Origin of the sequence: Kitasatospora sp. NPDC057936 (assembly GCF_042887525.1) — a bacterium.
Classification (GTDB): domain Bacteria; phylum Actinomycetota; class Actinomycetes; order Streptomycetales; family Streptomycetaceae; genus Kitasatospora.
This window is the reverse complement of the sequence record NZ_JBHVPD010000017.1, coordinates 60,595-84,785: the sequence shown is the minus strand read 5'-3', so window position 1 is coordinate 84,785 and position 24,191 is coordinate 60,595. Positions and strand designations below refer to the sequence as shown.

Sequence of the window (24,191 nt, the reverse complement as noted above, 5' to 3'; positions counted from 1 at the left end):
GGGCGGCATGCTCGGGCCCGTGATGGAAGTACCACTGCACCAGATCCGCGCCCGCCACACGCTGGAGACGATCACCGTCCACCAGGCGTACCCGCCGGAGATCGGCCCGCCCGCCGCCCGTGACGGCCGCTTCCCCGCAGCGTGGAAGCGGGACCGGATGACGTGGATCAAGCCGTCGTTCCTGTGGATGATGTACCGCTGCGGATGGGGCACCAAGGCGGGCCAGGAGACCGTCCTCGCCGTCGAGATCACGCGCGAGGGCTTCGAGTGGGCCCTGCGCAACGCGTGCCTCTCGACCTACGCCCCGGGCCTGCACCCCGACCGGGCCACCTGGCAGCGCACGTTGAAGACCGCGCCCGCCCGCGTCCAGTGGGATCCGGAGCGGGACCTCCACCTCCGGGCGCTCCCCCACCGGGCCTTGCAGCTCGGACTCTCCGGCGAGGCCGCGCACCGGTACGCGGACGAGTGGATCGTGGGCATCACCGACGTGACGGCCCTCGCCCACGAGGCCCACGCCCTCGTCCGCGCCGGCGACCTGACGGCCGCCCACGCACTGCTCCCCGAGGAGCGCCCGTACCCGGTGGACGACGGCCTCCTCGCCCACCTGCGCGGCTGATCAGCCGATCCGCGGCGCGAGGTACTCCAGCGCGTAGCCGTCGCCGGCCGGGGCCACCCGGGCGATTCCGGGTGAGTCGAGGTGGGCGCCGGCCACGAACCGCCGTGGCTGGGCGAGTTGCTCCAGGAGAGCCGCCCGCGCGGCGCGGGCCCGGGGCTGGTCGCCGTCGTACTCCCAGGCCACGTTCGGCCGGTCGAACTGCAGCGTGGGCACGTGCACGGTGTCGCCCCAGACGAGGAGGCGGCCGGTGCCGCTCCTGATGTCGTAGACGGTGTGACCGGGCGTGTGACCCGGCGCCGGGACCGCGGTCGTCCAGTCGTTGATCACGGCCTTCTCCGACACGGGGACGACCCGGTCGCGGAGCGGCTCCAGCCGTCCCGTGAACACCGGGGCGTCGCCCGCGCCGATCCACACGCGTTCGAGCTTGGCGAACGCCTCCGAACCGTCCGGCGCGATCAGGCCGCTCACGTGGTCCACGTGCCGATGGGTGATGGCCACGTCGGTGATCTGCGCGCGGTCGATCCCCGCTTCGTCGAGCGCGTCGTGGAGCAGCCCCATGGTGGGGTCGTGCCAGGCGTCGGACGCGCCGGTGTCGACGAGGACCGACCGCGTTCCGTCGGTGATGAAGAAGGCGTTGACCGACAGCCGCAGATTGCCGCCGACCAGCGGGACGGCGCCCGGCAGCACGTCGAACGCGCAGCCGTGCTCGTCGCGGAGCAGCGTCGGCGACATGTCGATGTACCCGTCCCGCAGCGAGACCACCCGCAGGTCGCCGAACTCGAACGCGGCATGGTGGCGGCCGCTCGACGTCAAACGCATGGAATCTCCGTCGGGTTGGGGTGCATCACGCATCTCGGGTGGAAGATCTCCATCCTCGGCCACCCGGGCGGCGCTGTCCAAGGCCGAGGCGGTCCGGCCCGGGACCGGAACCGGAACCGGAACCGGGCCGCCCGGACCGGAACCGCATCGCTCAGCCCGTGACCTCCACCGTGACGTCGTAGGTGCGCTGGTCCGGCCCGCACGCGAGGGCCTCGCCGCAGACCGTGCGGGTGGCGGTGAGGTGGACGGTGCCGGCCGCGTGGGCGGTGAACGCCGTCGTCACGGTGCCGCAGCCGGCGCCGGGGCGGCAGGACGGGGACGGGGCGGTCGTCGGGGTGCCGCTCGGCGCGGCGATGTCGGCGGCCGAGCTGGCGGGGGCGGACCAGTACGTGCTGTGGAGCTGGACGGTGACGGTCGAACCGACCGGGACCTTGACCGTGGTGCGGTCGGCGTGTTCGTCCACCGTGACCGCCGCGGGACTCGGGGTCGGAGAGGCCGGTGCGCCCGCCCCGGTGGACGCTCCGGTGGAGGCCCCGGTGGAGGCGCAGCCGGTCAGGGCGAGGAGGGCGGCGGCCAGGGCCAGGGTGGCGGGTCGTCTCAGGTTCACGGTGGGGTTCCCTCGTGCTGGTGGGGGCTGCTGTGGTGCCGGTTGGACGCGGCCGGGGCGCGATCGGATCCCTCCTGAGCAGGAAAGAAGCGGTAAAGCCGCAGGAAAAAGCGCCGCACCGGGGCGGGCCGTGTGGCCCACCCCGGTGCGGTCGGTCGAGCTGAGGATCAGACGGGCGTCAGGAGACGGTCACGTCGTCGTAGTAGGTGTAGGTCGGGTCACCCGCGTAGTTGTCGTCGTGGTTCGACAGGGTGAGGGTGTAGCTGTGGCCCGGGGTCACGGTCGCCGTCTTGTTGGCCCACGCCGCGGTGGCGGAGCAGGTCTTGGCGAGGACCGTGGTGGTGGTGCCGGTGGTGTTGTCCTTCAGGGTGGCGGTGGCCCAGTCGTAGGTCACGGTGTCCGGGCAGGTGTTGCTGTACCAGAAGGAGACCTTGCTGGAGCCGGCCGGGGCGGTGAACGTCTGGGCGAGGCTGGAGTCACCGGTCGGGTTGGTCGAGCCGACCATCGCGCCGTAGCTGCCCGAGTGGGCGGCGGCGGCCGGGGCGGAGGTGGAGCCCGCCGCGGTCCAGCCGGAGGTGTTGCCGGCCTCGAAGCCGCCGTTGGTGATGGCGCTGCCGCCGCCACCGGTGCCGTTCTCGGTCCAGCTGAAGGAGGTGCTGCCCGCGGCGCCGGTGGTGTCGGTCGCGGTGACCGTCACGCTGGAGGTGCCGGCGGCGGTCGGGGTGCCGGAGATCAGGCCGGTCGAGGAGTTGATCGACAGGCCGGCCGGCAGGCCGGTGGCCGCGTAGGTCAGGGTCTGGCCGGAGGCCGAGTCACTGGCGCTGATCTGCAGGCTGCCCGCGGTGCCGACGGTGCCGGTCTGGCCGCCCGGGTTGGTGACGGTGACCGTGTTGCCGTGGGTCAGGATGGCGTGCGAGATCGCGCAGGAGTTGGTGTCGTTGGACCAGCTGGCCTGCTCGGCGAAGGAGCCGAAGGAGCCGAACGAGACGTTCGCGGCGCCGCCGGTGGTGCCGGGCTTGAGCCAGGCGCACTCGTCGGAGTTCTCCTGGCCGTTGTAGCTGCTGCCGGTGACGTGGTTGGTCCAGCCGCCGGCCGGGTTCTGGTCGGACATCATCTCGTGCCACTCGTGGCCGAGCGTCATCGTCCAGCCGTCCAGCGTGCCGGGCGAGTTGACGAAGCCGACGCCGCAGTTGGTGCCCGCGTCGATGTTGTACGGCTGGTTGGAGAACGCGATGTCGCCGTAGGGCGAGGAGGCCGCGCCGCCGTTCAGCGTCGTGTCGCCGTTCCAGTCGTGCCAGGCGCAGTACCCGGTGGTCGGGTTCTGGTAGTCGTCCGGGTTGGTGCCGTGCGGCGACAGGATGATGTAGTACGCGTCGCGGTTGGCCGCGCCCGTCGTGTTGCCGAAGTGCCCGGCGGCCTTGACGGCCTCCTGGGCCAGCTGGTTGCCGGTCGACTGCTGCGGCGAGGCGCCCGCGTTGTCGTACCAGACGCCGGACAGGACGCCGCCGCTCTGGTACGGCACGAAGTTGGCGTTCGACGGGCAGCTGGTGGCGCCGGTGGCGACGTTGGGGCCGTCGCACCACTGGGTCAGGTCGGCCGACCAGGTCTCGCCGTTGGTGCCGATGCCCTTGAACATCTGCTGGGTGGCACCGGCGGCGCCGGCCGAGTCGCCGGAGAAGGCCGCGTTGCCGTTGGAGTCGGTGCTCTGGGTGCCCCACTGGTTCCCGTAGAAGACCAGGTAGACCTTCGAGTGGCCGCTCTGGACGCCGATGCCGTCGACGCCGCCGCCGTAGGACAGGGTCTGCTGGCCGGTGGCGGCCGCCTGCTGCTGCGCGGCGACGAACTTCTTGTAGTTCTCGTGCTGCTTCATGCCCGGCACCGCGCCGTGGCGGTACTCGTGGCCACCGTTCTGCGGGCTCCAGGGGTTGAACTCGTTGCCGGTGTCGGCCTTCGCCCCGGAGATGTCCTGCGCGGTGGCGGTGCCGGCCGCGCCGGCCAGACCGGCGGCGGCGAGCGCCAGGGACGCTATGCCGGTGAGGGCCGCGTACTTGGCGCGACGAATTGTGCGGGAGTGACCCATGGGGTGAGGGTGCCTCTCTCGTTCCGATCGCCCGGCACGGCCGAGGGCCGCGGGCGATCCCTTGTGGGGAAGGGACCGACGGCGAATTCGCCCATGCCAATTCATCGGGTTCGCTACACCCTCGGAATTTGACTGCGCGTCGGTTCCGCCGTCTGCTGGGCATGAAGGAAAGCAGAGCTGATGAACGCGGGTCAACGGGCAAGGGTAAGGAACGATTAAGAGCGGTGTTCGCGCAGGTGAAGTGCCATGTCACGGCGCGGCCGAGCCGGCCGGACCCGAAGTTTACGCGTGTAGCCATTCACTGAATGCGGCTCGGAATACTGTTCCGGATTCAGCGATGGAGGGCACCCAACCCACTTTTCCGCCAACAGGTTTGGACCACCTCGGAGACACCGTCAAGCCCCCCCTCCGCACAAACGGCGACGGCCGCCCCGCGGGTGCGGGGCGGCCGTCGGCGGCGTCGGTGGCGGGTGGTCAGACCCGGTCGGCGGCGATCAGGACGTACTGGAACGAGCCGTCCTTGTAGGAGTTGATGAACGCCTCCTCGATGCCCGTGACGAGCGAGGTGGTGGCGCGCAGCTCCCAGTACGGCAGGGTGTCCGGGGTCAGGTCGATGACGGCCTGGGGCACGAGACGGTTGTCCGCCATGGCGCGCAGGTACTCGCGGCGGGAGTGGATGTTGCACTCGAAGTGCGCGTTGATCTGCGAGACGTACTTGGACGGCTGGCCGTAACGCGGGTTCCAGCAGCCGGTGATGGTGACGTACCGGCCGCCGACCGACAGGATGCGGGAGTGCTCGGCGAACAGGTCGTGCAGGTCGACGTACATGCTCGACTCGTTGTTCCACGAGCCCGCGACCGACCCGGTCTCGAACGGCATGTCCAGCATGTTGTGGACGTGCGAGCGGACGGAGTCGCCGATGCCCAGCTCACGGGCGCGGTTGTTGCCGAACTCGGCCTGCTGGGCGGAGAGCGTCAGGCCCTGGACCTTGCAGCCGAAGCGCTGGTGGGCCATCACCATGGAGCCGCCGCGCCCGCAGCCGGCGTCGACGAGCGTGTGGTCCGCGGTGATCGCGCCGAGGTTGTCGAGCAGCACGTCGGTCTGGGCGGACTCCAGGCGGTGGAGCTCGGTGATGACCTTCTTCTCGCGCTCGCTGTCCTCGGGGTCGCCGATGGCGGCCTCGTCGATCGCGCCGATGCCGTAGTGGTGGTGGTAGAGACCGTCGACGTCACCCAGGCGAAGATTCACGGGCCGGGCCTCATGGTCCCAGTAGCGCGCGATGTCGCCCTGGTAGGGAGTCGCCGGGCCGGGGATCGCGGCGCCGGTCTGGGTGGCGAGGTCGTCGGTGAGGGACATGCGTCGAAGCTCCTTGCATGACAGGTGAAAAGAGGTGATCAGATGTGTTCGGAAAGTGGTCTTGGACGGTCACCGGGGACGGGGACGGAAGCCGGGACCGGGTACGGGGGAACGTCGGGCGTCACCAGAAGTCCGGCAGCGTGTACCGGAAGGTGTTCGTCTGGTGCCAGTAATGGTTGCCGTCGAGCCACGCCGCCACGCCGCGCAGGAACCGCAGCAGGGTCGGGACGGGGCAGCTCGCCGCGAGCGCGGCCGCCTCCGCCTCGAAGGCGTGCATGAGCTCGTTGTGGACCTCGACGGCCTTGAGGTAGCCCTCGCGCTCGGACAGCTCCTCGCGCTCGGCGAGCACCACCGGCAGGTTCAGGTGCCGGCCGGGGCTGGCGAGCTCCTTGGTGTACGAGTACAGGTCGTTGACGATCGTGGTGGCGTTGCCGGCGAGGGCGATCACGCGCTGCATCGCGGGGAGCGCGTGCAGGTCGGACGGCAGCTCGTAGGCGCCGACCGAGTCGGTGAGCGTCGGGCAGGGACGGAAGTTGTTGAACTGGCGCATCGCCAGGTACTCCCACACCTCCGGCACGTGGTCCGTCTCGGCCCACGACGCCTCGGCCAGGTACCCGAGGTGCAGGCGCGCCATGTCGTGCCGGAAGCGGTCCGACTGCGAGGGCGTGGCGGCGGCGACGAAGTAGTCCATCGCCGACTTGTACGCCCGGCGCGGCGCGTCCGAGGACAGCGACTGCTCCCACGGCCCGTGGTACTCGGCCGTGGTGTGCAGCGCGTCGAGCGCGGTGTGCGCCAACAGCAGGCGGCCGCCGAGGCCGACGGGCGAACCGCCGTGGTCCTCGCAGTAGATGTCGTCCACGGCGTTCTCGGCGACCATCAGCCGGGCCGCGAGCATCAGGTGGTCCACGCTGGGCGCGTCCGGGTGGCAGGCGACCATGTAGCGGCCGGTGGAGAAGCCGTCGAACTGGTCCTCCCACTCCGCCGGGTAGAGCTCGATCTCGTCGATCGCCCAGGCCTTGATCCTGAGGCTCAGCTCCTCGACCCGGACGGGATCGGGCTCGACGATCGGGTGGTGGTACAGGCCCGGGATCGGATCGCCCACCTTCGGCTTGCCGCCCCCGGCCGGGGCCTCGGCGGCCTGGGCGAGCGTGCTCGGGGACGGCGCGCCCGCGGGGTCGAGCAGCGGGACGTCCAGGACCGGCACGCCGGGGACCGGGGCGGACGGGATCGCGGCGGCCGGAGCGGGGGCGGACGGCGCCTCGACGGCCGGGAGTTCGGCGACCGGGGGCTCGACGATCGGGGCCTCGACGGCCGGGCGGGTCGGATAGAGGCTCGCCGTCCCGAGGCCGGTCGGGCCGCGCAGGATCCGGTCGATGGCGGATTCGGTCGTGGCCGCGGCGCTCATGGTCGCACCACCGCGAGGGTGGCTCCGGTCCGGCGCCGCTGCGCCGGCGGTGACTCCGGTGTGGTGCCCAGGGGCATGGAGGGGCCTCCCGCTGAGAAGGGTTGCGAAGGACGTGACGGGCCGTCATTTCGCCCGGGGAGAGAGGGAACAGGCCACTCCGGACGGATCCATCCGGAGCCCGCCCTCTCGCTCGCCCCCAACCGTAGGCGGACGGGCAGGTTCAACAACGCTTCGGACGATCTTCTACACCCGAATAGGTGAACGTTCGTGTCTACGACGTTTGAAAACCCCCTCTCCCGGGCTATCGGGTCCGCGCGCCCCGCGCTCACTCCGCCCCCACGCCGAGCGACCCCCACGCCGCGGTCCTCCCGGTACGAAATATCCCCTCGTGCGGGTGGTGTTCGGCGTATCGCTCCAGGCGCACCCGGGCCCGCGCCTCTATAAAGGGCCGGTCACGTTGATCAACTGATGGGCCCTCACCATGCTGCAAGCCGCTCTGCGGGTGCTCGCCGCCCTGTCCCTCGCCTCCGCCGTCTCCACCGTCGCGGTTGCCCCGGCCGCCGCCGCGCCGGCCGTACGCGCCCCGCGTGCGGCCGCCGACGACTTGACACTCCCCTGCGGGCCCGTCCGCGACTACCGCGCCTCGGACTGGTGGCAGACGACGACCGAGCCGCAGATCGCCCAGCCGGTCGCGACCGCTGCGACCAACGAGCGCTGGCAGTGGCGCAACGACGTCAACACGCTCTGGCGCGGCGACACCCGCGAGAACGTGGACGACATCTTCCGCACCGGCTTCACCCCGCGCGGCGAGCAGGTCACCCCGCTCGCCGAGTACATCGTCAAGGGCGGCGGCCAGAGCAGCGCGCACCTCAGCACCAGTTGCGAGCTGTGGGTGGCCCAGAAGTTCGCCACCTACGGAACCGCCAAGACCGGCTGGGTCTACGAGATCTACGCCCCGGGCGGCATCGACGTCAACGCCACCGCCCGCGTCGACGACTACCAGTCCCCCTACCTCTGGAACCGGGAGATCGACTTCCCCGGCGGGGTCGACGGCCGCTACCTCAAGAGCGCCTGCAAGTACCACCTGACGTACACCGACCCGAACACGAAGATCAGCACCTTCGAGAACCTCGGCTGCAAGTCCAACACCGCCTTCGCGCCCTACCCCGCCCCCTGACGGACCGCGCGGAGCGGTGGTCCGGGAGCCCTCCGACCACCGCTCCGCGGTCAGGGCCACTCCCCCTCCGTTCCGCCGCCCGAATCCGTTCGCCTCGCCGTCGCCACTACCGGCACACTCGCCTGATGCACCTTCCCCCGCTGCTGGCCGCCATCGAGCGCGGCGACGACGACGCGGCGTTCGACCTCCTGAGCGACGTCCCGCTGGACGAGATGGCCGGCGACGACGCCGTGGACCTGCTGGCCGCTGCCGCGCACGCCGGACGGCACGAGGTGGTCCGGTGGCTCGTCGAGGACGGCGTCGACGTGGCCCTGCGCGGCGACGAACGCGGCCTGCCCGTGGTCGACGGCATCCGCCGCGGCATCAAGAACCGCTGGAGCCCGGGCGCGGGACGGCTCGCCGACATCGACTCCATGCTGCGCGCCCGCGCCCGGTCGGCCGGTTGAGCGCGCAGTGCTCCAGCGAAGGGCGCGCTCCCCGGCGGGGAGGCTAGCCGAGGAGCGGGAGGGCGGCGAAGGTGTGGTCCTGCCAGATCCGGCGGGACGTCTCCTCCGGGTACGGGACGACGGCCGGGGTCGTGTCGAACTGCCGGGCGAGGCGCTGCTCGGCGTCGTAGGGCGGCCAGCCCGGGTCTCCGTGCGTGGCGAAGGACGTCCACGCGGCACGCAGTCCGGCCGACACGGCCTCCGCCTCCGGGGACGCGGTCTCGCCGAGCAGGAGGGCCGGCTGGCCGCGGTCGAGGTTGCCGAAGACCAGTGGCACATCCAGGCCGTGGCACGCCCCGAGGATGCCGCCCATGCCCGGGGCGGGCCAGGTCAGCTCGTAGACGTGGGCCGAGCCGCCGGCGGCGGTCCGGGCTTCGGCGAGGTGGAGGCTCGGCATGCGGAACAGCCAGTCGGACAGCACCAGTTCGTGCAGTTCGTCCGGGCCGGCCGCCGGGAATCCGTCCCGGTAGCGCCGGGCGGCGTCCGGGCCCGGGCCGAAGGTCTCCAGCGCAGCGGCGGCCTGTTCGGGCGTCACCTGGCCGAGGAGGCCGTCGAGCGCGCTGAGCAGCCGCTGCTCGTTGCGCGTGTGGCCGACGAGGAGTTCGACGTCCGTGCGGGCACCGGCGGCCAGGGCCTGCCAGGGGGTCGTGGGCAGGGAGTCGCCGTCGACGACCGGCGAGTACGGGACCGACCGGTGTGCGATCGGGCCCCAGCGGTCCGCCCGTCGGGCCATCGCCGAACCGACCGCGTCACCGGCGGCGGCCAGTTCGGCGGGCGCCACCTCCGCGAGGTCGGCCGCCGTGGGCCGCAGCCCCAGCTCGGCCGCGCAGACGGTCGCGATGTCGGCGGCGAGCTCGGGCGTGAAGAACGTGCCCTGTGCGCTCTGGGCGACGGCCCGCCGGAAGAGCCCGGCCGCGCGCGGCATCGCGAGCAGGGCCGCCGCCGAACCGCCCCCGGCGGACTGGCCGAAGACCGTCACGCGATCCGGATCTCCGCCGAAGGCCCGGATGTTGTCCTGCACCCACGCCAGCGCGGCGATCTGGTCGAGCAGCCCCCGGTTGTCGGGCGCCCCTTCGAAGTGCCCGAACCCTTCCAGCCCCACCCGGTAGTTGAGCGTCACCACGACGACCCCGCCCTCGCGCGCGAGGCGTCCGCCGTCGTACTCGGGGAGCGCGGCCGTGCCGACCGTGTAGCCGCCGCCCTGGATCCACACCATCACCGGCAGCCCGGCACCCGGACCGGGCTCGGGCGTCCAGACGTTCACCGTCAGCCAGTCGTCGCCGGACTTGTCCCGCGACAGCACGCCCATGCCCAGCGCACCGCCCTGCGGCGGAGGCGGGCCGAACGCCGTCGCGTCCCGCACTCCGCTCCACCGCCCGACGCGTGCCGGCGCACCGAAGCGGCGGACACCGACGGGCGGCTCGGCGAACGGAATGCCGCGGAAGACCGCCACCCCGCCCTCCCGGGCACCCCGCACCACCCCGGCCGGCGCATCGACGACGGGCGCACCTGCGGTCATGGCGACTCCTCCGGTGGACGGCTCGGCACTCCCCCGGAGCATCTCGCCCTCGCGGGCCGCCCGCCAGTCAATTTCGCGTTCGCCGCCTGCATTCGCCGCCTACAGGAGGAGCCAGCGCACACCGCGGCGGTGGCGGACGGGCGGGATGTCCGCGCCGTCGACGTCGTGGCCCGCGCGGTGGAGTCCGCGGATCCGCTGGGCGTCCGATCGGCCCTGACGGCGGGCGCGGGCCTCGGCTGTGGCGATCCAGGTCGGGAACGAGCCCATCCGGTAGTCGAGCGCGAGGTACTCCCAGGTGGTGATCCGGCGACGCGTCGTCGTCGGAGAGGGCCTGCGGCCTTCGCGGGCAGCGGCGGCCAGTTCGGCGTTCGGGTAGCGCAGGTCGCGCAGGGACACGGACTCCGACGGGCCCTCGCGGACGCGGAGGTATCGGGGAGTGGTGCGGGCTGTGCGGGACATCGAGAGCCTCCGTAAGGCCCTCCGGACTCTCCGGAGGTACCTACGGCGGGTGGGTTGTGGTCAGCACTGTCATCGGTGGGGACGATAGCCGCGTGGACGCGCGCGGGCCGCCGAATTTCGGGGAGCCGGTCAGGTCTCCAGGGCGCGGTCCTGACCCAGCGGGACCTCGTGCAGGACGAGCCGGCTGCGGAGCTCCCGCACGCCCAGGTCGGCCTTGAGCCGGTCGATGACGGCCTCGAACTCGCGGGCGTCCGTCACCGCCATGCGCAGCTGGAAGTCGTAGTCCCCGGTGAGGCGCATCGCGCCGATCACCTGTGGCACGCCGGCGAGTTGCTCCTCGAAGCCCCGGCGGTCGACGCCCTCGCCGAGGCGGATGTCGCTGATCATCTGCATGCCGCGCCCGAACGCCTCCAGGTTCAGCTCGGCGCGGTAGCCCCGGATGACCCCCTCCGCCTGGAGCCGCCGGACGCGGTCGGCGACGGTGTTCGCCGAGAGCCGGACCTGGCGGCCGAGCTCCTGGTAGGTCGCGCGGCCGTCCTGGAGGAGGAGGGCGAGGAGCTGGCGGTCGATGCGGTCCATGGTGGCCATGCTACAAACTCTCGGCAAGATGGCGATCCTGCCGAGTTTCCCGCGCCAGGATATGCCCCTCCGCCTCGATGTCCGACACAAAATCGGACCAATCGGCGCAAGGATCGCAGTCATGGAAACGCTGCTGCTCCGGGCCGCTCTCGCCCCGTCCCTCGTCCTGCTCGCCTCGATCGTCGCGCGGCGGTTGGGCCCGCGCCGCGGCGGGCAACTGCTCGGCGCGCCGACGAGCACCGGCCCGTTCCTGGCCCTGACCTGGCTCGCCGCCGGCCCCGCCAAGGTGGCGGACGCCGCGCACGGCACCGTCACGGGGACGCTGGTGGTGGCGTGCTTCTGCCTCGCCTACGCGCGCTTCGCCCCGGCCCGCCGCCCGGCCTGGACGCTCGCACGCGCGCTGCTGTGCACGGCAGCGGCCGGGCTGGTCGGGACGTTGTGCGGGACCGTCTGGCTCACGGCCGGCCTGACGTCGGCGGTGATCGTCACCGGGCTCCTGACCTGGCCGGAGGCCGACCCCGACGAAAGGCGGACGAGCCCGGCGCGGGCGTGGGAGATCCCGGTCCGGATGCTGCTGTCCGGCGTGACGGTGGCGGGCGCCCTCGCCGCCGGGGCGGCGCTGGGCCCGTTCGTGGGCGGGGTCCTGTCGTCGGTGCCGGTGCTGCTGTCGGTGATGGGGACATCGGTGCACCGCACAGCCGGCGCAGCCGCCGCCGTCGAGATGATGCGCGGCGCCCTCACCTCCGCCGCGGGCACGCTCGTCTTCCTGCTGGTCCTCTGCACGGCCCCCACTCGGCTCGACCCGGTGACCGCCTTCGTCCTCGCCCTCGTCGCCTTGGCGGCAGCCGACTCGCTCCTGCGACTCGGCATCGCCAGGGCCGCCCGGCGCTCCCGGGAACTTCCCGGCCTGCTCACCTGATCCAGGCCTCTTCGACCGACGGTTCTGGGTTCCTCCCCCGCGATGTCACGTCCCTCGGCGCTACCCGGTCTACCCGTTGGGTGTGGCCGTTGCGCGAGGCGGCGGCCGCAGCCGGACGGAACTTCGGTAGTGGAAGGGGAATCACCAATGAGGGCCATCATCGTGTGCACGTCCGTGTCCCACGGGAACACCCAGCGGGTCGCCGACGTCATGGGGCAGGTTCTGGCGGCCCCGGTCGTCGCGCCCGAGGACGTGGCGGCGGCCGACCTCTCCGCCTACGACCTCGTGGGCTTCGGGTCGGGGATCTTCTCGGGGCGGTACCACCCGCGGCTGCGCCGGCTCGTCGAGGCGCTGCCCGGGGGCGGGCGGTCGCAGGCGTTCGTGTTCGCCACCAGTGGGCTTCCCGAGCCGGGGTTCGGGCCCTTCACCCGGCCCCTCGTGCGGCGGCTCGCACGGAAGGGATTCGCGGTGTCCGACACCTTCTCGTGCCGCGGCTTCGACACCTGGCTCCCCTTCAAGCTCGTCGGCGGCATCAGCAAGGCCCGCCCCGACGCGGGCGACCTCGCCGCCGCGCACGCCTTCGCCGAAGGCCTGCGCGCCCGGTCCGCTCAGAACGGGGGTTTCCGGGAGAACAGGTGATACCCGGAGGCCACCGCGACCGAGACGACGGCACCGGACTCCGCACGCCCCAGCCACACCACGTCGTCTCCTTCGGCACTGAAGGTCACGAGGTCGGCCCCGCGTTCCTCGTCCTTCACGAGCTCGAAGGCACCGCCGAAGAGGTTCTCCGTCCGCCGGGGCTGCCGGACGCCGGGCCGGGCGTCCCGCCAGAACTCCAGGAACGGAGCCGTCAGCGCCGGCCAGGCCACGGCGTCGCCGAAGCTGCCCGTGTTCGTCTCGGTCCGGAAGCCGGTCCGCCGGCCCCCGGGGCGGATCCGCTCGATGTCGTCGCCGACTCCGAGCGCCATCTCCCAACGGGCCACGGGCGCTTCGGCGACCAGGAGGCGGACGGCGGCGACCTGCCGACCGTCGTGGCGCTCGCCCATGAAGTCGTACGGCGCCTCCGTCCAGGCCGCTTCCACCCGGTGGGTGCCGGGCGGGATCCGCTCCGCGAGCTCCCGGCCTGGCCGGGCGCGCAGGTCGGACTCGTCCTCGTCCGGCCACGGCGCGTCGACGACGAGGCGGCCGCTGGGTATGCGGATCGTGGTCACCTCCCGTACCTCGACGACGCGGACGGGCGTCGACGGGTCGTCGTAACGCGCGCCGAGCGTGACCCCTGGTGTGAAGGCCGTGTCCAGGTACCAGCTCTCCTCGGGCCCGGCCGCCACCCGGGCGTCTGCTGCAAGATCCATGCCGTGCACGCTATTCGATCGCACCGACACTCCCCACCGGCCGGGCGGGAAGATCGCTTGCGCGGCCACGGCGCCACGGGGAGACTCCGACGCATGACTACGCCGCCATCGTCACCCACGCCTCTGCACACTGACGGGTCGTCGTCCATCCGCATCGGCGCCCTCGCCCCGCTGACGAGGCCCGGCTGGGTCGAGGCGGGCCGGCACCTGATCGCCGGGCTGGAACTGGCCGTTCGCGAAGTCAATGACGCCGGCGGGATCGACGGCCGGCCGCTCGAACTGCTGGTCCGGGACACCGCCGCCGATCCGCAGCGAGCGGAGGCGGCGGTGGACGAGCTGGCGGGTCTGGGTGTGGTGGCGCTGGCCGGGGAGTACCACAGCGTCGTCGCCCGCGCCGCCGCCACCAGGGCCGACGCCCTCGGGCTGCCGTTCCTCTGCTCGTCGGCCGTCCTCGACGCGCTCACCGAGGAGCCGACGGAACGGGTCGCCCGGATCTGCCCGGCGCAGTCCCACAGTTGGCGGGTCTACGCGGACTTCCTCCTCGGCGCGGGCCACCGCCGGATCGCCGTGGCGATCCAGCCGAGTGTGTACTGGGCGTCCGGGACCCGCATCCTGCGGGAGTACCTCGCTCCGCGCGGCGGCACCGTCATCGAGCTCGACATGGGCGAGCTGTCCCCCGACGTCGTGTGCGACCGACTCGCCCACGACGGCGCGACGGCGCTCCTCCTGCTGACCGGCGCCCCGGAGCCGGCCGTGTCGGTGGTCAAGGCCGTGCGGTGCGACCAGCGCCTCGCCGAGGTCCTCATCGGTGCTCCGGCGGGGCAGCCGGAGTTCGCCGAGTGGGCGGCGCTGCTGGGCGACGACGGCGCGGCCGTCCCGTTCCCGCGCTACCTGCCGGAGCGTCTCGGCCCGATCGGCGCAAGGGTCGAGACGGCCCTGCGTGAACAACTCGGCCAGGAGCCGTCCTTCGTCGCGTTCGAGGGCCACGACACGATCACCGTCCTCGCCGACGTCCTGCGGTCGCACGGCACAGATCCGACGCGCGTCACCGAAGCCTGGCCGAGCGTCGACGTCGAGGGCACCCGCGGGCGGATCCGCTTCTCCCGCACCCCGGGCGTCGGCGTCCGGCAGTGGGCCTGGCCCCCGGTCCAGGTCGTCGACCGGGACCCGGCGGACGCCGGGCGCTTCCGGGTCCTCCACTCCGGCTGAAGGGGCGCCGCCCGCACGGTGGCTACCAGCCGGCCGGGAAAAGTAGCCATGGACATAGTGGCCATCGCCCCACGGACACGGCCCACGGGGTGATGGCCGCGGGCCGCGTCCTCGCCCTGGTCCTCCGGCGCGCCGACGCCGAACTCGCGGCGCTGACCGCCTGAGCTACCCCGGGGTGTCCAGGTACGCGAACTCGCGGGCCCAGGCGGCGTACCACGCGTGGAACCACGGGTGCGTCCGGGCCAGCGGGACGATGGTGGTCAGCGTCTCCCGGTAGTACGCGCGGCGCTTCTCCGGGCGCGGGTGGGTGTCCAGGCGCTGCACGTTGCTCAGGCGGTCGGCGAGCTTCACCACCAGCGCGTCCTCGGGCGCGTGCCGCAGCCGGTCCAGGTACGCCGCCCGGGCCTCCGCCTTCGACCGACCCCCGGCCGGCTCGTCCTTCGTCACCCACCCGACCAGTTCCGCGACCCGCGGCCCGAACCGCTCGCGCACCTCGGCCGCCGTGCACCCGGTGTCCTCGACGACGTCGTGCAGGACCGCCGCCCGCAGCACGTCCACGTCGGTCACTCCGGCGCCCTCGACCAGGACACGCACGGCCTCCAACAGGTGCTCCAGGTACGGCTCCCCGGCCGGGCGGCGCTGCGCGCCGTGCCACCGCACCGCGAACTCGACCGCCTCGTCCAGTTCGGCGAGCCCGGCCGCCAGCTCCCGGACCTCGGGCCATCCGCCCGCCGCCTCGAACGTCCGCAACGCCGTGCCCATCACGTCCCCCTCGCCTCGCGCTCAGCTTCCGAGGATCCTACGACGCTCCTCGGAGCGCGGTGCCCTGGCCGTGAGGAGCAGCAGGAGTCCGCAGCCGGCCACCAGGATCCAGCCCGGACGTGAGGCGTGCGCGAGCTCCGCCGGGCCGGCGTGCGCCACGAGGGCGCCGGCGAGCGCGATGCCGAGCGCGGAGCCGACCTGGCGTGCGGTGGACGTGATCGCGCCGGCCACCCCGGCCCGCGCGGGCGGCAGTCCGCCGACCGCCGTGTTGGTGATCGGCGCGTTGGCGAAGCCGAAGCCGACGCCGATGAGCAGGTAGGCGCCCAGCAGCAGGGCCACGCTCGTGTTCCGGTCGAGCCCGACCAGGCAGAGGCCGCCGGCCAGGATGAAGGCGCCGGCCACGGCCAGCGGGAGCCACGGTCCGCGCCGGCCGACCAGTCGGCCGGACCAGGGCGCGCACACCGTCGCGCCGATCGCCATCGGCAGGGTCGCGGCCCCGGCGGCCAGGGGCGAGAAGCCCCGGGCGTGCTGCAGATACAGGGTGTTGAGCAGCAGGGTGACGTTCAGGGCGACGAAGACGGCCACCGCGCCCAGCACGGCACCACTGAACACCGGACTGCGGAAGAGCCGCAGATCCATCAGCGGTTCGGCTCGACGGGACTCGACCCGCACGAAGGCGGCCGTCGCGCCGGCCGCCAGCGCGTAGGCCGCCAGCGCGGCCGGTGAGGTCCAGCCGATGCGCGGGCCCTCGATCAGGACGCCGACGCCGGCCGCGATGACGACGGCCAGCAGCGCCTGCCCCGGGAGGTCGAGCCGCCGCGCCCGCGCTCCCCGGGACTCGGGCACGAACACCGCGCTGAGCACGAGGGCGATCAGCACGACCGGGGCATTGATCCAGAACAGCGACCGCCAGCCCAGCCCGGCCAGGAGCGCGCCGCCGGTGACCGGGCCCACGGCCGTGCTCAGCCCGAAGACCGACGCCCAGACGCCGATCGCCCGTGCCCGCTCGCGCGGGTCCGGCATCGCGTTCACCACGATCGCGAGCGCCACCGGGCTGAGCATCGAGGCGCCGACGCCCTGCACGGCGCGGGCGGCCACCAGCCAGCCCACCGAAGGCGCCGCCGCGCAGGCCAGCGAGGCCGCGCCGAACACCGCCAGCCCGGTCCGGAACACCCGTCGGCGTCCGAAGCGGTCCGCCAGCGCGCCGGAGGAGATCAGCAGGCCGGCCAGGACGACCGTGTAGGCGTCCACCGTCCACTCCAGGCTGCGGACGCCGACCCCCAGGCCGCGTCCGATGGCGGGCAGGCCCACGTTGACGACGGTGGTGTCCAGGCCCACCAGGAACATGCTCAGGCAGCAGACCGCCAGCACCGTCCAGCGGTTGCGCGCGCCCAGGACGGGCTCGGGGTGGGTGATCGTCGCGGTCATGGTCCGCCTCTCGGGTCCGGGAGTACCAACCCGGTCAGGCTCGGCCAGGCCGACCGCCACCGACCAGCCTTTTTGCGAAGACCGCAAAAGAGTGGAGACTGGACGGCGTGGACGAAGAGTTGGAGCAGATCCTCGACGCCATCGGGCCGCGGCTGCGCACGCTGCGCCGCGACAGGGGCCTCACGCTGGAGGCGCTCGCCGCCGCGACCGGGCTCTCGGTGAGCACGCTGTCCCGCCTCGAATCGGGTCTGCGGCGCCCGACCCTGGACCTGCTCATCCCCCTCGCACGCGCGCACCGCGTCCCGCTCGACCAGCTCGTGGCCGCACCGGCCACCGGCGACCCCCGGGTGCACCTCACACCGCTGCGCAAGGACGACGGCAGCGTCCTCGTGCCGCTGACCCAGTACCCGGGCCGGGTCCAGGTGTTCAAGCACGTCCTCGCGCCCCGCGAGCCGAAGCTCGTCACCCACGAGGGCTACGAGTGGCTGTACGTCCTCGCGGGCGAGCTGCGCCTCGTCCTCGGCGACCGCGAACACACGCTCCGGCCGGGCGAGGTGGCCGAGTTCGACACCGCGGAACCGCATTGGTTCGGTCCGACGGGGGCCGGCGCCGTGGAGATCCTGCACCTGTTCGGACCGCGCGGCGACCAGGCCGTCGTCCGCACGAGCCCTCGGCGACCGACGTCTCCCTGACGGGACGGCAACGGGGTCAGACGGCGACCGCGACCGTGCTGTAGTGATGCACGAACACGCGCTCCACGGCACGGCGGACGCAGCTGGCCGGTTCGTCGATGCCGATCCGCTCCCGGGCGTACGCGTGGACCAGGTTGGGCAGGTGGTAGCCCGCCGCACTCTCCTCGACCAGATGGGAGCGGACGAGGGCCGTGAGGAGTGCCCGCGTCTCGGTGTCGGGGCGGCCGGCGAGGACGGCGGCGGTCCGCGCGGTGAACGGGCGCCGCGGGTGCAGGGCCAGGAGCCTGAGCAGGCGGCGTGATTCGCCGGGCAGCTTGGCGTCGGTGGCGGCGAGGGCGGCTCGCACGCCGCCTTCGAGGGCCAGGGCGGTGAGGGGCTCGGGCGAGTAGTCGGCGAGTTCCCAGTCGGGGTGCTCGCGCAGGTGACGGCCGATGACGGACAGCGCCAGGGGGTGATGGCCGAGGAGTTCCGCCATCCGCCCGGCCGTCTGCTCGTCCTCCTCGATCCGGCTCGATCCCGCGGTCGCGCGCAGGACCGCCAGCGCCTCCTTCGGTTCCAGCGCCGGGACGGACATGCGCCGCACACCGTCCAGTTCGGCCCGGCGGGTGCGGGACGTGACGAGGGTGGTACCCGTCGGCCCGGCAGGCAGGAGGGGCCGCACCTGGTCCGCGTCGGCGGCGTCGTCCAGGACCACCAACGGCGCCGACGCGCCGAGCAGTTGGCGGTAGAGGCGGACGCGGGCGTCCAGGCCGTGCGGAATCCGCTCGCCCGCGACGCCGAGGATCCGGAGGAAGGATTCGAGGACCGCCCGGGGATCGGCGGGCGGCGCGCCGCCGACGGCGGATCCCCTCAGGTCGGCGAAGAGCACCGGACGGGCCGTCCGGGTGCGGCGGGCAAGGTCGACGGCGAGGCTGGTTTTGCCGATGCCGGCCTGCCCTTCCAGGACGAGCGCACCGTCGTCGAGCACGTGTGACGCCCGCTCCACGAGTCCCTCCCGGACGACGTGCCCGGCGGGCAGGTCCGGAAGGCGGCCCGCCGCGGCGACCCGGCCGGCCGCCTCGGCCTCACCGAGGACCGTGCGCAGGGCCTGCCGCCAGGCGGAGACCGCGGCGGCGTCGCCGTCGACCAGGGCGTGCACGACGGCGAGCAGCAGGTCCGCGTTGGGACGGCGGCGGCCGAACCGGAAGCAGTTGCCGACGGTCGACCGCGCCGGCCACTCGCCGCAGGGCCGGCCGGCCCGCTGCCAGGCGAGATGCACGCGCCGGGTGATCTGTGTGATGGACGGGTTCCCGGCCCGGGCCTTCAACTTCCTGAGCTCCGCGACGAAGTCGTCCATCGTGCGGACCTCGCCCGGCTCCCATTCCCGCAGCACCGACGCCCTCCCCCGCTGACACCCGCCGAACCGATCCAGGAACGTACGTTCCAAGTTAGCGGCGGCCGGTGTCGCCCTGTCAAGCCGCCCCTGTCGGAGCGTGCAGGCAACTGCGCTTTTCGGAAGGGGACATGAGTAGGCATCAAGGACCGCGTCGGCACGTTCACCCGCCGGACGTGCTACCCCCCGGCACGGCTCCCGAGCGTCGTGAGCGTCGCGGCCACCGTCGCCCCGAGCGACTCCGCGTCCGCGCCGGCCCGGGACCGCAGGTTCACCCCGTACGCGAGCAGCACCAGCAGATCCGCGGAGGCCGCCGGATCGACGCCCGGTGCGAGCTCGCCCGCCTCCCGCGCGTCCAGCAGCGCCCCGTACAGCGCCTCCCTTAGCTGCCCGTGGTGCCGGTCCAGGATCTCCCGGACGTCCGGGTCGCCATTCTCCGTCCCGGCGTGCGCGTTCACGACCATGCAGCCCCGCCGGGCGTGCTCGCCCGAACACCGCGTGGCGATCAGCCGGGTGAAGTAGTCGGCGACCGCCGCCAGCCCGCGCCCGTCCTCGGCCAGCCGGTCGATCATCGGCAGGGAGCGCCGCTCCCGGTAGCGCCGCAGGGCCGCCAGGTAGAGCTCGCGCTTGCCCCCGAACGTGGCGTACAGGCTCGACCGGCTGAGCCCGGTCGCGGTCACGATGTCCTGGATCCCGGTCGCGGCCAGGCCCCGCTCCCAGAACAGCCGCTCGACGGTCGCCAGCGCCGCGTCCGGATCGAAGTGCTTGATGTCCGGCACGTCGCCACCTCGCTCACCTGGAATGCGGGTTCCAAGATAACCGCCACCGGCATCCGCGCGAAGGGCCCATGCTCCCGCATCCAGGATCGTCCACGATCGCCTACGGCCCGGTCCGCCGAACCCATCCTGAGCGCATGCAGCGAATCCCCTCCCTCTGGCCGGCCGCCTACGGCACCGGCCGTTCGCCCCTGCGGCGCCTGCCCGCGAGGCTCCTCGTCCGCGCCGCCGCGTTCATCCGCCGACTGGCGCTGGCCGACCACCGGCCGTTCACCACTCTGTGAGCGTCCGCACCAGGTTGTGCTCGGCGATCGCCGCCATGGCCTCACGCGCGGGGAAGTCCCCGTCGAGCAGGCGCAACGGCCCGGCCGTCAGGGAGAGGCGCTGCGCCAAGGCGTAAAGGGCCAGCCGGTCCTCGTCCAGCCCCGGTGCCGCCAGCGGGCCGTAGGCGTCGTGCAGGCGGATCCGCAGGAAGACGTGCTCCCACTCGACGTCGAAGTACACCGCGCCCTCGATGTCGATCAGCACGGGCTGCCCGGCCGCGTCCACCAGCACGTGGTCGGGCCCCAGTTCACCGTGCACGACCGCGTACTCCGCACGGGGGCGCACCGCCGCCGCCAGGCTCAGCAAGCGCTCGTCCAGCCGGCCGGCGGCCCCCGCGATCCGGGGATCCCGCGACGCCGCCTCGGCGAGGTCCCGCCGCGCCCGCTCCAGCACGACGGCCTCGCACGACGTCCCGCGCGACGTCCCTCCGCCGTCGACGACGGCCACCTTGCCGTACTCGGCCGCGCGGTGACGTCCCATCTCCTCCAGCGCCTCCCCGAGCCGGGCCATGACCGGTGCGGCGGCGCGCGGGTCGCGCGCGAGCAGCGCCTCCAGGCTCTCGCCGCCGAGGTCCTCGACGATCGCCAGGTCGGCCGGGGAGTGAACGCGGTCGCGGTCGACGAACCGGACGGCCGGCAGGCGGACGCCGAGACCGTCCAGCCGCGCGTGCGCCGCCTCGAACAGGCCGAGCCCCAGGCCGGGCGAGAACGGGTCGGTGAGGTCGTCGTCGCCCTCGGCGGCGGGCCAGCAGTTCTCGTCGGCCTCCCACACGTAGGCGATCGCCGTCGAATCGTCGTCCATGAACAGGCGGTACACGCCCTTCTTGCTGCCGCCCGCGACCCGCTCGACCGCCGCCAACCGCCGCCCGCCGCCCAGCGCGGCCCGCGCCGCACCGGCCAACCGCTCGCGCGCCCCTGCCTTGGGTGTCACGTCGCCTCTCCCGGTCAGTCGCCGAGGAACCACAGGTACAGGTGCGTCCCCCGCTCGACGACCCGGCACAGCTCACGGGCCTGGTCCACCCAGTCGCCGCCGCAGACAGCGGGCAACCGGTCGAACTCCGCCAGCAGCAACGGCACCTGCCGCTGGTTGAACACCGCGTCCCCGTAGGGGGTCAGGGCCCAGAGCATGGGGAATTCGGCCGGGTCCAGTTCCGCGAAGGCGGGGGTCCACTCCACGCCGCCCGCCGCCCGCGCCACGGCCTTGCGGCTATCGCCAAGCACCGCCATATTGATCATTCGCCGACCATAGCGACGCCGGTCCACGGCGGGCGAAGGGTTTTCCGGAGGAGGAACGTTGACGGAGCCGGGTGCCGGGGCCGGCCTTCCGGCTGCCCTGGTGGAGCTGTGGCGCGTGGCCGACGGCCTCATGACGGACAGCGGGGTGACCGTGTACTCGGCCGGGTGCATCGGCGAGCGCAACGCCACGTACGAAGTCGCCCGGTACGCGCCGGGGTTCGTCCTGATCGGCGACGACAGCGGCGGCCGCGGCTTCCTCGTGCGCGCCGGCGATCCGGCCTCCGCCGTGTTCTCGTCGGACCTCGGCGATCTCGGTCCCGAGGACTTCGAGGTCGAGTCCCCGGACTTCACGTCCTGGATCGAGTCGCTCCGCCCGGACGGGTCCGGCCCTTCCCGCTGACGGCCCTTCCCGCGGACCGTCATTCCTCCTCGCTCCGGTTGCGCATCCGGTAGCGCCAGAGGGCGTCCGGCCTGTGATCGTGCTCGACGTACGGGCCGGGGCCGACGCGTTCGTACGCCTCCTCCGTGCGCGGGTGGTCGCGGACGGCGAGGCCGTAGGCGGCCTCCAGGCGCAGGTCCCGGTCCTCCTCGTCCAGCAGTGCGGGGAGGGCGTCCATGACGGCGGGTGCACAGTCCTCGGATCCGGCGAGGGACGCGGCGGCGCGGTTGCGGACGACGACGTAGTCGGCCCTGCGGCGGCAGCCCGATTTCCCGCCGGTTGCGCACTGAAGCCGACAAGCGGATAGGCAATCCACTTGTGCTACCGTCGGGCCCACGAAACGGATGGACTATCCACATGACTATCCGAACGGCTCGCGGAGGGGCACCATGAGGAAGACGGCGGTCGTCACGGCCGGAACGGGCGGGATCGGCCTGGAGACGGCACTCGGCCTGGCCTCGGCCGGCTACGCGGTCACCGTGGTCGGGCGCAGCGCCGACCGCGGGGTCCGGGCGGTCGAGCGGATCGACGCGACGGGCCCGGAGCACCCCGCCCGCTTCATCGCCGCCGACCTCGCCTCGCTCGCCCAGGTGCGGGCGCTCGCCGAGCGGATCGCCGCCGAGCACGCCGCCTCGGGCGAGCCGCTCACCGTACTGGTCAACAACATCGGGGCGATGTTCCCCGAACGCCGCCTCCTGGACGGCGTCGAGGCGTCCTTCGTCGTCAACCACCTCTCGCCGTACCTGCTGACGGAGCTCCTCCTGCCCACGCTCACGGCCGGCGCGCCGAGCCGGATCGTCAACGTGACGTCGGCCGCGGTCGGGGTCGCCAAGCGCACGTTCGAGGCCGCCGAACCGCCGGGCGGGTACTACGGGTTCCACTGGTACGGCCGGGCCAAGCTCGCCAACCTCGCGTACACGCTCGACCTGGCCGCGCGGCTGGACGGCACGGGCGTGTCCGTCCTCGCCGCCGACCCCGGGGGCGCGGCGACGGACATGACGGACGGCACGCTCACCGATCCGCGGATCGTCTCGCCCGCGCTCCGGCTGCTCTGGCCGCTGGTGCGGCGGAAGTTCGAGCGCTCGACGTCCGGGCCCGCGTCCGCCGCCGCGCGACCGTCGATCGTCGCCGCCACGGCTGAAGGACCGGCCGGCCGGACCGGGGTCGTCATCGGTGCCGGCGGCCGTCCGGTGACAGCCTTCCGCGCCGCGACCGACCCGCGCGTCGCGGCCGCCGTGCGCCGGCTCAGTGAGCTGCACGCCCCGCTCGAGCAGCCCTGACCACCCGGGGCGTTCCGGATCACCCATCCGGTTAGGATGGCCGGATGCCGACCCCGCGCCCAACTCCGACGACGCCGCCGCCGCTGCTGCGCAAGGACGCCGCCCGCAACTGGGAGCAGATCGTCGCCGTCGCCCGCGGCCTCGTCGACCGGGGCGAGCCGCTCCACCTCAACGACATCGCGCGCAGGGCCGGGCTCGGCGTCGGCACCGTCTACCGGCACTTCGCCACCCCCGAGGCGCTGCTGGAGACCGTCGCCGCGCCGTGCTTGGAGGGCCTGGTCGCCCACGGCGAGCAGGCCCTTGCGGCTGCGGACACGGATGCGGACGCCTGGTCGGCACTGGAAGGCTTCCTGTACCGCACCGTCGAGGCCCAGGTCACCGATGCCTCCCTCACCCCGGTCACCGCCGCCGCCACGGACGCCCTGCCGCGCACGACCGAGCTCAAGGCGGCGCTGTTCGCGGCCGGCACCGCGCTCCTGCACCGCGCCCACGAGGCCGGGGTCGTCCGCCGCGACGTGACCGCCGCCGACCTCGTTCCGCTCATGTGCGGCGTCGCCCACGCGGTCGACGTCCACCACGCGACCGCCCCCGCCTCCCCACGCTCCAACCGCCTCGGCACCGCCCACCGTTACCTCGCCGCGCTCCTCGGCGGCCTGCACGCGTAACCACAGCGCCACCCACACCGCGCGGCGGAACGCAAGCGGAGTTGCCCCCGTCGGTGCCCGATGAGCTAATGGAAGCGTGCGCGTACGTCCCGTCCCGTCCGACCAGCACCCACCCAGCACCCACGGGAGCACGTCATGACCGACGGACCCGAGCCCATCAGCGCCGACGCCCTCCGCGCCCTCCACCGCGAACTCACCGAGCTGCGCGTCACCCGGGACGCCGTCGCCGGGACCCTCCGCGAGGGCGAGCCGACCGGGGACCGCGCCGACGAGGCCGACGAACTGCAGCGGGCCGACGACGTCACCCGCATCGACCGCCGGATCGCCGAGATCGAGGCCCGCATCCGCGAGGCCGCCGTGGCCGGCCCGCCGTCCACCGACGCCGTCGGGGTCGGCAGCACGGTGACCGTGCGGTTCTCGGACGGCGAGGAGGCGACCTTCCACCTCGGCGAACTGGCCGAGGACCTGGACGAGGCCCTGATCACCGCCGACAGCCCGCTCGGCCGCGCCCTCCTCGGCTGCCACGCCGGCGAGACCGTCACCTACGACACCCCCGACGGCACGACCCGCACGAAGCTCCTCTCCCTCGGCCCCCGCGCCTGAACGCCCCGCCGTCCGCAACGGAAGGTTCCCCTG

Annotated in this window: 28 protein-coding genes; 12 read left to right on the top strand and 16 right to left on the bottom strand. The window is 73.3% G+C overall.

Going from position 1 to position 24,191, the window contains the following annotated elements; translation table 11 throughout:
* Positions 1–22 precede the first annotated feature (22 nt).
* Positions 23–616 carry a DUF4291 domain-containing protein gene (locus ACFVU9_RS12165; protein ID WP_387592713.1) on the top strand — a complete coding sequence of 198 codons (594 nt, stop codon included), beginning with the start codon at positions 23–25 and terminating at the stop codon, positions 614–616.
* Here ACFVU9_RS12165 and ACFVU9_RS12160 read toward each other — a convergent pair whose 3' ends face one another.
* The 5 genes from ACFVU9_RS12160 to ACFVU9_RS12140 all read right to left on the bottom strand — a co-directional run bounded on the left by ACFVU9_RS12160 (position 617) and on the right by ACFVU9_RS12140 (position 6,883).
* Positions 617–1,435: an MBL fold metallo-hydrolase gene (locus ACFVU9_RS12160; RefSeq protein ID WP_387592646.1), complete on the bottom strand. Its 819-nt coding sequence runs from the start codon at positions 1,433–1,435 to the stop codon at positions 617–619.
* 151 nt (positions 1,436–1,586) lie between these two features.
* Positions 1,587–2,042, bottom strand: a complete 456-nt coding sequence (locus tag ACFVU9_RS12155) for a hypothetical protein (protein WP_380490598.1) — start codon at positions 2,040–2,042, stop codon at positions 1,587–1,589.
* A gap of 178 nt (positions 2,043–2,220) precedes the next feature.
* Entirely contained in the window at positions 2,221–4,122 is a 1,902-nt protein-coding gene (locus ACFVU9_RS12150) for a putative Ig domain-containing protein (protein ID WP_380490596.1), read from the bottom strand.
* 474 nt (positions 4,123–4,596) lie between these two features.
* Positions 4,597–5,478 (bottom strand): geranyl diphosphate 2-C-methyltransferase, encoded by an 882-nt coding sequence (locus ACFVU9_RS12145; protein WP_387592643.1) that lies wholly within the window; start codon positions 5,476–5,478, stop codon positions 4,597–4,599.
* A 121-nt stretch (positions 5,479–5,599) separates the two neighbouring features.
* Positions 5,600–6,883 (bottom strand): family 2 encapsulin nanocompartment cargo protein terpene cyclase, encoded by a 1,284-nt coding sequence (locus ACFVU9_RS12140; protein WP_387592641.1) that lies wholly within the window; start codon positions 6,881–6,883, stop codon positions 5,600–5,602.
* A gap of 481 nt (positions 6,884–7,364) precedes the next feature.
* Here ACFVU9_RS12140 and ACFVU9_RS12135 point away from each other — a divergent pair, with 481 nt between their 5' ends.
* Both ACFVU9_RS12135 and ACFVU9_RS12130 read left to right on the top strand, forming a co-directional pair.
* Complete coding sequence (locus ACFVU9_RS12135; protein WP_387592638.1) at positions 7,365–8,060, top strand: hypothetical protein; 696 nt, start codon at positions 7,365–7,367, stop codon at positions 8,058–8,060.
* Between the two features lie 125 nt (positions 8,061–8,185).
* Positions 8,186–8,506: a hypothetical protein gene (locus tag ACFVU9_RS12130; RefSeq protein ID WP_387592635.1), complete on the top strand. Its 321-nt coding sequence runs from the start codon at positions 8,186–8,188 to the stop codon at positions 8,504–8,506.
* 43 nt (positions 8,507–8,549) lie between these two features.
* Here the strand turns inward: ACFVU9_RS12130 and ACFVU9_RS12125 are convergent, their stop codons facing one another.
* The 3 genes from ACFVU9_RS12125 to ACFVU9_RS12115 form a co-directional block, all read right to left on the bottom strand.
* Positions 8,550–10,064, bottom strand: a complete 1,515-nt coding sequence (locus ACFVU9_RS12125; protein WP_387592632.1) for a carboxylesterase/lipase family protein — start codon at positions 10,062–10,064, stop codon at positions 8,550–8,552.
* A gap of 99 nt (positions 10,065–10,163) precedes the next feature.
* Positions 10,164–10,523: a hypothetical protein gene (locus ACFVU9_RS12120; RefSeq protein ID WP_387592629.1), complete on the bottom strand. Its 360-nt coding sequence runs from the start codon at positions 10,521–10,523 to the stop codon at positions 10,164–10,166.
* Positions 10,524–10,652: 129 nt separating this feature from the next.
* The gene (locus ACFVU9_RS12115) at positions 10,653–11,102 is read right to left on the bottom strand and encodes an Lrp/AsnC family transcriptional regulator (protein ID WP_380435367.1); all 450 of its coding nucleotides are present in this window, start codon (positions 11,100–11,102) and stop codon (positions 10,653–10,655) included.
* A gap of 121 nt (positions 11,103–11,223) precedes the next feature.
* Between ACFVU9_RS12115 and ACFVU9_RS12110 the strand changes: the two genes are divergently transcribed.
* Entirely contained in the window at positions 11,224–12,021 is a 798-nt protein-coding gene (locus tag ACFVU9_RS12110) for a hypothetical protein (RefSeq protein ID WP_387592626.1), read from the top strand.
* 147 nt (positions 12,022–12,168) lie between these two features.
* The gene (locus tag ACFVU9_RS12105) at positions 12,169–12,660 is read left to right on the top strand and encodes a flavodoxin family protein (protein WP_387592623.1); all 492 of its coding nucleotides are present in this window, start codon (positions 12,169–12,171) and stop codon (positions 12,658–12,660) included.
* Here the strand turns inward: ACFVU9_RS12105 and ACFVU9_RS12100 are convergent.
* Entirely contained in the window at positions 12,630–13,373 is a 744-nt protein-coding gene (locus ACFVU9_RS12100) for a DUF4241 domain-containing protein (RefSeq protein WP_387592621.1), read from the bottom strand. The two genes, ACFVU9_RS12105 and ACFVU9_RS12100, sit on opposite strands and share 31 nt — an antisense overlap.
* Positions 13,374–13,466: 93 nt before the next feature.
* On the opposite strand from ACFVU9_RS12100, the gene ACFVU9_RS12095 reads away from it, so the two are divergent.
* Entirely contained in the window at positions 13,467–14,582 is a 1,116-nt protein-coding gene (locus ACFVU9_RS12095) for an ABC transporter substrate-binding protein (protein WP_387592618.1), read from the top strand.
* A gap of 165 nt (positions 14,583–14,747) precedes the next feature.
* On the opposite strand, the gene ACFVU9_RS12090 is transcribed toward ACFVU9_RS12095, so the two are convergent.
* Complete coding sequence (locus ACFVU9_RS12090) at positions 14,748–15,344, bottom strand: HD domain-containing protein (protein ID WP_387592615.1); 597 nt, start codon at positions 15,342–15,344, stop codon at positions 14,748–14,750.
* Positions 15,345–15,365: 21 nt separating this feature from the next.
* On the bottom strand, positions 15,366–16,772 hold the full coding sequence (locus tag ACFVU9_RS12085; RefSeq protein ID WP_387592612.1) for an MFS transporter: 1,407 nt from the start codon (positions 16,770–16,772) through the stop codon (positions 15,366–15,368).
* 107 nt (positions 16,773–16,879) lie between these two features.
* Here ACFVU9_RS12085 and ACFVU9_RS12080 point away from each other — a divergent pair, with 107 nt between their 5' ends.
* Positions 16,880–17,464: a helix-turn-helix domain-containing protein gene (locus tag ACFVU9_RS12080; RefSeq protein WP_387592609.1), complete on the top strand. Its 585-nt coding sequence runs from the start codon at positions 16,880–16,882 to the stop codon at positions 17,462–17,464.
* A gap of 16 nt (positions 17,465–17,480) precedes the next feature.
* Here the strand turns inward: ACFVU9_RS12080 and ACFVU9_RS12075 are convergent, their stop codons facing one another.
* Positions 17,481–18,836: an NB-ARC domain-containing protein gene (locus tag ACFVU9_RS12075; protein ID WP_387592606.1), complete on the bottom strand. Its 1,356-nt coding sequence runs from the start codon at positions 18,834–18,836 to the stop codon at positions 17,481–17,483.
* 179 nt (positions 18,837–19,015) lie between these two features.
* Entirely contained in the window at positions 19,016–19,615 is a 600-nt protein-coding gene (locus tag ACFVU9_RS12070) for a TetR/AcrR family transcriptional regulator (RefSeq protein ID WP_387592604.1), read from the bottom strand.
* Between the two features lie 134 nt (positions 19,616–19,749).
* Here ACFVU9_RS12070 and ACFVU9_RS12065 point away from each other — a divergent pair, with 134 nt between their 5' ends.
* Positions 19,750–19,896: a hypothetical protein gene (locus tag ACFVU9_RS12065; protein WP_380435357.1), complete on the top strand. Its 147-nt coding sequence runs from the start codon at positions 19,750–19,752 to the stop codon at positions 19,894–19,896.
* Here ACFVU9_RS12065 and ACFVU9_RS12060 read toward each other — a convergent pair.
* Both ACFVU9_RS12060 and ACFVU9_RS12055 read right to left on the bottom strand, forming a co-directional pair.
* On the bottom strand, positions 19,883–20,752 hold the full coding sequence (locus ACFVU9_RS12060; RefSeq protein WP_387592710.1) for a phosphotransferase: 870 nt from the start codon (positions 20,750–20,752) through the stop codon (positions 19,883–19,885). The two genes, ACFVU9_RS12065 and ACFVU9_RS12060, sit on opposite strands and share 14 nt — an antisense overlap.
* A gap of 128 nt (positions 20,753–20,880) precedes the next feature.
* Positions 20,881–21,162, bottom strand: coding sequence for a hypothetical protein (locus tag ACFVU9_RS12055; RefSeq protein WP_387592707.1), 282 nt, complete (start codon positions 21,160–21,162; stop codon positions 20,881–20,883).
* Between the two features lie 67 nt (positions 21,163–21,229).
* Here ACFVU9_RS12055 and ACFVU9_RS12050 point away from each other — a divergent pair, with 67 nt between their 5' ends.
* Positions 21,230–21,571 carry a hypothetical protein gene (locus ACFVU9_RS12050; protein ID WP_387592601.1) on the top strand — a complete coding sequence of 114 codons (342 nt, stop codon included), beginning with the start codon at positions 21,230–21,232 and terminating at the stop codon, positions 21,569–21,571.
* A gap of 19 nt (positions 21,572–21,590) precedes the next feature.
* Here the strand turns inward: ACFVU9_RS12050 and ACFVU9_RS12045 are convergent, their stop codons facing one another.
* Positions 21,591–21,788 (bottom strand): hypothetical protein, encoded by a 198-nt coding sequence (locus ACFVU9_RS12045; RefSeq protein WP_387592598.1) that lies wholly within the window; start codon positions 21,786–21,788, stop codon positions 21,591–21,593.
* A 211-nt stretch (positions 21,789–21,999) separates the two neighbouring features.
* Between ACFVU9_RS12045 and ACFVU9_RS12040 the strand changes: the two genes are divergently transcribed.
* From ACFVU9_RS12040 to ACFVU9_RS12030, 3 genes are all read left to right on the top strand, one after another.
* Positions 22,000–22,890, top strand: a complete 891-nt coding sequence (locus tag ACFVU9_RS12040; RefSeq protein ID WP_387592595.1) for an SDR family NAD(P)-dependent oxidoreductase — start codon at positions 22,000–22,002, stop codon at positions 22,888–22,890.
* Between the two features lie 44 nt (positions 22,891–22,934).
* A complete protein-coding gene (locus tag ACFVU9_RS12035; RefSeq protein WP_387592592.1) occupies positions 22,935–23,555 on the top strand; it encodes a TetR/AcrR family transcriptional regulator in 621 nt (206 codons plus the stop codon).
* A gap of 135 nt (positions 23,556–23,690) precedes the next feature.
* The gene (locus ACFVU9_RS12030; protein WP_380435352.1) at positions 23,691–24,158 is read left to right on the top strand and encodes a GreA/GreB family elongation factor; all 468 of its coding nucleotides are present in this window, start codon (positions 23,691–23,693) and stop codon (positions 24,156–24,158) included.
* The last annotated feature ends 33 nt before the right edge of the window (positions 24,159–24,191 follow it).

Bases quoted from the DNA above. Each gene is read 5' to 3' on its own strand.
- ACFVU9_RS12165 (WP_387592713.1), top strand. From the start codon at position 23: ATGGAAGTACCACTGCACCAGATCCGCGCCCGCCACACGCTGGAGACG.
- ACFVU9_RS12160 (WP_387592646.1), bottom strand. From the start codon at position 1,435: ATGCGTTTGACGTCGAGCGGCCGCCACCATGCCGCGTTCGAGTTCGGC.
- ACFVU9_RS12150 (WP_380490596.1), bottom strand. From the start codon at position 4,122: ATGGGTCACTCCCGCACAATTCGTCGCGCCAAGTACGCGGCCCTCACC.
- ACFVU9_RS12145 (WP_387592643.1), bottom strand. From the start codon at position 5,478: ATGTCCCTCACCGACGACCTCGCCACCCAGACCGGCGCCGCGATCCCC.
- ACFVU9_RS12140 (WP_387592641.1), bottom strand. From the start codon at position 6,883: ATGAGCGCCGCGGCCACGACCGAATCCGCCATCGACCGGATCCTGCGC.
- ACFVU9_RS12135 (WP_387592638.1), top strand. From the start codon at position 7,365: ATGCTGCAAGCCGCTCTGCGGGTGCTCGCCGCCCTGTCCCTCGCCTCC.
- ACFVU9_RS12130 (WP_387592635.1), top strand. From the start codon at position 8,186: ATGCACCTTCCCCCGCTGCTGGCCGCCATCGAGCGCGGCGACGACGAC.
- ACFVU9_RS12125 (WP_387592632.1), bottom strand. From the start codon at position 10,064: ATGACCGCAGGTGCGCCCGTCGTCGATGCGCCGGCCGGGGTGGTGCGG.
- ACFVU9_RS12120 (WP_387592629.1), bottom strand. From the start codon at position 10,523: ATGTCCCGCACAGCCCGCACCACTCCCCGATACCTCCGCGTCCGCGAG.
- ACFVU9_RS12115 (WP_380435367.1), bottom strand. From the start codon at position 11,102: ATGGACCGCATCGACCGCCAGCTCCTCGCCCTCCTCCTCCAGGACGGC.
- ACFVU9_RS12110 (WP_387592626.1), top strand. From the start codon at position 11,224: ATGGAAACGCTGCTGCTCCGGGCCGCTCTCGCCCCGTCCCTCGTCCTG.
- ACFVU9_RS12105 (WP_387592623.1), top strand. From the start codon at position 12,169: ATGAGGGCCATCATCGTGTGCACGTCCGTGTCCCACGGGAACACCCAG.
- ACFVU9_RS12100 (WP_387592621.1), bottom strand. From the start codon at position 13,373: ATGGATCTTGCAGCAGACGCCCGGGTGGCGGCCGGGCCCGAGGAGAGC.
- ACFVU9_RS12095 (WP_387592618.1), top strand. From the start codon at position 13,467: ATGACTACGCCGCCATCGTCACCCACGCCTCTGCACACTGACGGGTCG.
- ACFVU9_RS12090 (WP_387592615.1), bottom strand. From the start codon at position 15,344: ATGGGCACGGCGTTGCGGACGTTCGAGGCGGCGGGCGGATGGCCCGAG.
- ACFVU9_RS12085 (WP_387592612.1), bottom strand. From the start codon at position 16,772: ATGACCGCGACGATCACCCACCCCGAGCCCGTCCTGGGCGCGCGCAAC.
- ACFVU9_RS12065 (WP_380435357.1), top strand. From the start codon at position 19,750: ATGCAGCGAATCCCCTCCCTCTGGCCGGCCGCCTACGGCACCGGCCGT.
- ACFVU9_RS12055 (WP_387592707.1), bottom strand. From the start codon at position 21,162: ATGGCGGTGCTTGGCGATAGCCGCAAGGCCGTGGCGCGGGCGGCGGGC.
- ACFVU9_RS12045 (WP_387592598.1), bottom strand. From the start codon at position 21,788: ATGGACGCCCTCCCCGCACTGCTGGACGAGGAGGACCGGGACCTGCGC.
- ACFVU9_RS12040 (WP_387592595.1), top strand. From the start codon at position 22,000: ATGAGGAAGACGGCGGTCGTCACGGCCGGAACGGGCGGGATCGGCCTG.
- ACFVU9_RS12035 (WP_387592592.1), top strand. From the start codon at position 22,935: ATGCCGACCCCGCGCCCAACTCCGACGACGCCGCCGCCGCTGCTGCGC.
- ACFVU9_RS12030 (WP_380435352.1), top strand. From the start codon at position 23,691: ATGACCGACGGACCCGAGCCCATCAGCGCCGACGCCCTCCGCGCCCTC.